General features: G+C 70.3%; 5 protein-coding genes. 2 read left to right on the plus strand and 3 right to left on the minus strand.

The genetic code is table 11. The features are described 5' to 3' along the window. Nucleotides 1-228: hypothetical protein (locus ACFYXE_RS38325; protein ID WP_389321212.1), on the plus strand; the 228-nt coding region annotated here is incomplete at its 5' end. Between the two features lie 122 nt (nucleotides 229-350). On the opposite strand, the gene ACFYXE_RS38330 is transcribed toward ACFYXE_RS38325, so the two are convergent. After that, a complete protein-coding gene (locus ACFYXE_RS38330; RefSeq protein WP_389321215.1) occupies nucleotides 351-1,358 on the minus strand; it encodes a stage II sporulation protein M in 1,008 nt (335 codons plus the stop codon). An 88-nt stretch (nucleotides 1,359-1,446) separates the two neighbouring features. Here ACFYXE_RS38330 and ACFYXE_RS38335 point away from each other — a divergent pair, with 88 nt between their 5' ends. Further along, on the plus strand, nucleotides 1,447-2,454 hold the full coding sequence (locus ACFYXE_RS38335) for an RDD family protein (RefSeq protein WP_389321218.1): 1,008 nt from the start codon (nucleotides 1,447-1,449) through the stop codon (nucleotides 2,452-2,454). 34 nt (nucleotides 2,455-2,488) lie between these two features. Here ACFYXE_RS38335 and ACFYXE_RS38340 read toward each other — a convergent pair whose 3' ends face one another. Then, nucleotides 2,489-3,103: a hypothetical protein gene (locus tag ACFYXE_RS38340; protein WP_389321222.1), complete on the minus strand. Its 615-nt coding sequence runs from the start codon at nucleotides 3,101-3,103 to the stop codon at nucleotides 2,489-2,491. Between the two features lie 384 nt (nucleotides 3,104-3,487). Beyond that, a partial coding sequence (locus tag ACFYXE_RS38345) for an adenosylhomocysteinase (protein WP_361180492.1) occupies nucleotides 3,488-3,581 on the minus strand: 94 nt, incomplete at its 5' end.

Genomic DNA, 3,581 nt, shown 5'->3' on the forward strand with positions numbered 1-3,581 from the left:
GCGCTTCCCTTCGGTGTTTCTTTTGTTCTTGCGTTTCCAACTCTACCAGATCCGTTTTCCGTTCCGTTCCCGGTTCGGATTTCATTTCCGGTGGCCGTTGGGGGCCTTTGCCTTTCGGCTGATCCGACTTTATCAGAAGTTTTCGGCCGGTCTTACCGGCTTCAGATTCCGAATGATCGGGAGTGGCTTCTTGTGATTGATGAAATTCAAGAAGCAGGCAGACTTTAACTGCCGCCGCTGGACTTGTCCAGTTCTAGGCAACTGTTCGAATCTACCTCCCCGGTTCATCCGTGTCAACGGGTTTTCCGGGGCGATGAGGAGACTAGCAGGTCGGCAGGGCCGTATGCACATCACGCTGCGAGAGGGACCGAAGCGCTGCGTTCGCCCTGTTCAAGGTCCCCCGTTTCGCCTGCTCGCGCCGCTCTGCCGCCCAGGACATGGACGTACACGAGGAAGGCCGCTTCGGCGGCGATGCCGATGGTGATGCGTGCCCAGGTAGGGAGGCCGGACGGGGTGACGAAGCCTTCGATCGCGCCCGAGACGAAGAGGACCAGGGCGAGGCCGATCGCCATCCCCAGTGCTGCCCGGCCCTCCTCCGCGAGGGCGGTGCGACGGGTGCGCGGGCCGGGGTCGATGACGGTCCAGCCCAGACGCAGGCCGGTGCCGGCGGCCACGAAGACGGCGGTCAGTTCCAGGAGGCCGTGCGGCAGGACCAGGCCGAGGAAGGTGTCGAGGCGGCCCGCCGAGGACATCAGGCCGATGCCTACGCCGAGGTTCAGCATGTTCTGGAAGAGGATCCAGATCACCGGGAAGCAGAGGAAGGCGCCGAGGACCAGGCACATCGCGGCCGCCTGCGCGTTGTTCGTCCAGACCTGGGCGGCGAAGGAGGCCGCGGGATGACTGGAGTAGTACGTCTCGTACTCGCCGCCCGGGCGGGTCATCTCGCGCAGGTCGGCCGGGGCCGCGATGGAGGACTGCACCTCGGGGTGGGTTCCGATCCACCAGCCGATGACCGCTGCCAGGAGTGTGGAGAGCAGGGCCGTGGGGATCCACCAGCGGCGGGAGCGGTAGACGGCGGCCGGGAAACCCTGGGTCAGGAAGCGGGTCACGTCCCGCCAGGAGGCCCGGCGGGTGCCGGTCACCGCACTGCGCGCGCGTGCCACCAGCTGTGTGAGGCGTCCGGTGAGCTGCGGGTCCGGGGCACTGGACTGGATCAGGGAGAGGTGGGTGGCCGTGCGCTGGTAGAGCGCGACGAGTTCGTCGACCTCGGGTCCGGTGAGGCGGCGCTGGCGGCGCAGCAGGGCGTCGAGTCGGTCCCACTCGGCTCGGTGGGCGGACACGAAGACGTCGAGGTCCATCGGATGTCTGCTCCTCGTACTGCGGCGCGTGATGGTTCAGCTTGGCAGACTGGCCAGTCCTACGGCAGGGCTGGGAAGGGTGGCGCGCGTGAGTGAGCTGGTGACGGGCGAGGCGGTGGCGCTCGAGCTGCGTCCGGCGAAACTGCCGAGCAGGGCGCTGGCCGTGCTGATCGATCTGGTCGTCGCGTGGGCGGTGTATCTCGCGGTCACCCTCGGGATCCTCGCGTCGACCGCTTCCCTCGACGATGCCGCGGCCGCCGCCGTCGCGGTCGCCTGTTTCGTCCTTCTTCTGATCGGCGGGCCCATCGCGGTGGAGACGCTCAGCCACGGGCGGTCGCTCGGCAAGCTGGCATGCGGACTGCGGGTGGTGCGGGACGACGGGGGCCCGATCCGGTTCCGGCACGCGCTGGTGCGGGGGGCCGTGGGAGTCGTCGAGATTCTGCTGACGTTCGGGGTCGTCGCCTGCATCGCGTCGCTGGTGTCGGCGCGGGGGCGGCGGCTCGGGGACGTGTTCGCGGGGACGCTGGTCGTACGGGAGCGGGTGCCCGGGGGGCAGGGGCAGGCAGCGTTCGTGCCTCCGCCGCCGCCCTGGCTGGTGGGGCAGTTCTCCGGGCTCGATCTGTCCGGGGTTCCCGAGGGGCTGTGGCTGGCGACCCGCCAGTACCTGACGCGGATGGGGCAGTTGGACCCGCAGGTGGGGTGGGCGATGGCGGAGCGGCTCGCCGGGGATCTCGTGGAGCGGACCGGTGCCCCGGCGCCCTACGGGGTGCCGCCGGCCGCGTATCTGGCCGCGGTGGTGCACGAACGGCAGTCGCGGGATGCGCGGCGGGCCTTTGGGGCGACGACGACGGCGGTGCCGGGGGCAGCGGCAGGTCGGGCCGGGGCGGGGCCGGGGGGTTCTGGTGGTTCTTACGCCCCCTCCCCCTCTCCCTCCCCCCTCAGTCCCACTGCTCCCACCGGCCCCACTGGCCCCACTGGCCCCGGCGGTCCCGGCCGTCCCGGCCGTCCCGGCGATCTTGGTGGTCCCGGGGCCGTCTCGCCGCGTGCTGAGCCGGAGCCGTCGCCTCCGGCCACCGGGTTCGTGCCGCCTGCCTGAGCCGTCGGGATGCGTCAGGACCTGTCAGAGCCCGTCATGCGAAGGACGACGGCGGGGTTTCGAGGTGTTCGAGCTCGATGCCGGGAGCCGCGAGCACCACGTCGCCGGTGATGTGGACGGTGTGCTGCTCGCCGGTGTCCAGGGCTGTGACCTGGTATTCGTCCACGGTCAGGGGTCCGCTGTCAGTGGCGTGTGCTTCGCTTTTCAGCAGGGCCCAGGACTGGTCGAGGGTGCGGGGGGCGAGGACCGGGTCCGTGAAGGCGACCAAGCGCAGTCGGGTCGCGGGGGATGCGGGGGTCAGGCGCAGGAGCCGGGCCGTCGCGATGAGGAAGGCGGGGGATGTGCCGGTGAAGGCGTGGGCAGGGGCGTTGTCCTCGGTGCCATGTTCGCCCGTGGGGTCGGTGCGGACCCAGGTGACGCCGTTGAGGGCGCCTGCGCGGACCTGCCAGTCGCCTGCGTGCAGTTCGAGGCGGATGGGGCGGCCGCGGTCGTCGAGTGCGAGGTCGACGGAGCCGGTGGGGGTGCTTGAGGGGGAGGTCCGTTGGGAGACGTAGCGCCAGCCGGAGGGGCCGGGCGCGCAGTGGAAGTGTTCTTCGCCGAGGGGGGTGTGGTCGTGCGGATCATGGAGCGAATATCGGCCGCGGGGCATGGCGTGGATCCTGGTCCTCGGTCGGGTTCCTGCGGTGAGCTGGCGGTGGCCTCGGGCGGCCCGTGGGTCGTCGCGGGCGCGTAGCCCTCTCCATCTTGCGGGCTCGGGCAGCGTGAGCGGCTTGGGGGGTCGGTGAGGCGTGGCACGGGGGGGGTGGCTCGGACAAAGCCAGGCAGGGCAGGTGCCGGGGCGGCTTGGCACTCTCAGTGAGACGTGGACGCCTTGACCTCAGACTCGGTGGACGCTCTGCCCTCAACGGGGCAGGCCCCCGCCGTGAGGGCGAGGGCCTGCTGAAGTGGTGCCGTCATGCTGCAGTGCTGTGAAGCTGTACTGCTGTCATGCCTTGGTGCCTGGTGCCGTGGTGCTGACCGGGCCGGTCCGCTGTCAGTAGCGGTAGTGGTCCGGCTTGTAGGGGCCCTGGACCTCGACGCCGATGTAGGACGCCTGCTCGGGGCGCAGCGTGGTCAGCTTGACGCCC

Origin of the sequence: Streptomyces sp. NPDC002564 (assembly GCF_042889645.1) — a bacterium.
Lineage (GTDB): Bacteria > Actinomycetota > Actinomycetes > Streptomycetales > Streptomycetaceae > Streptomyces.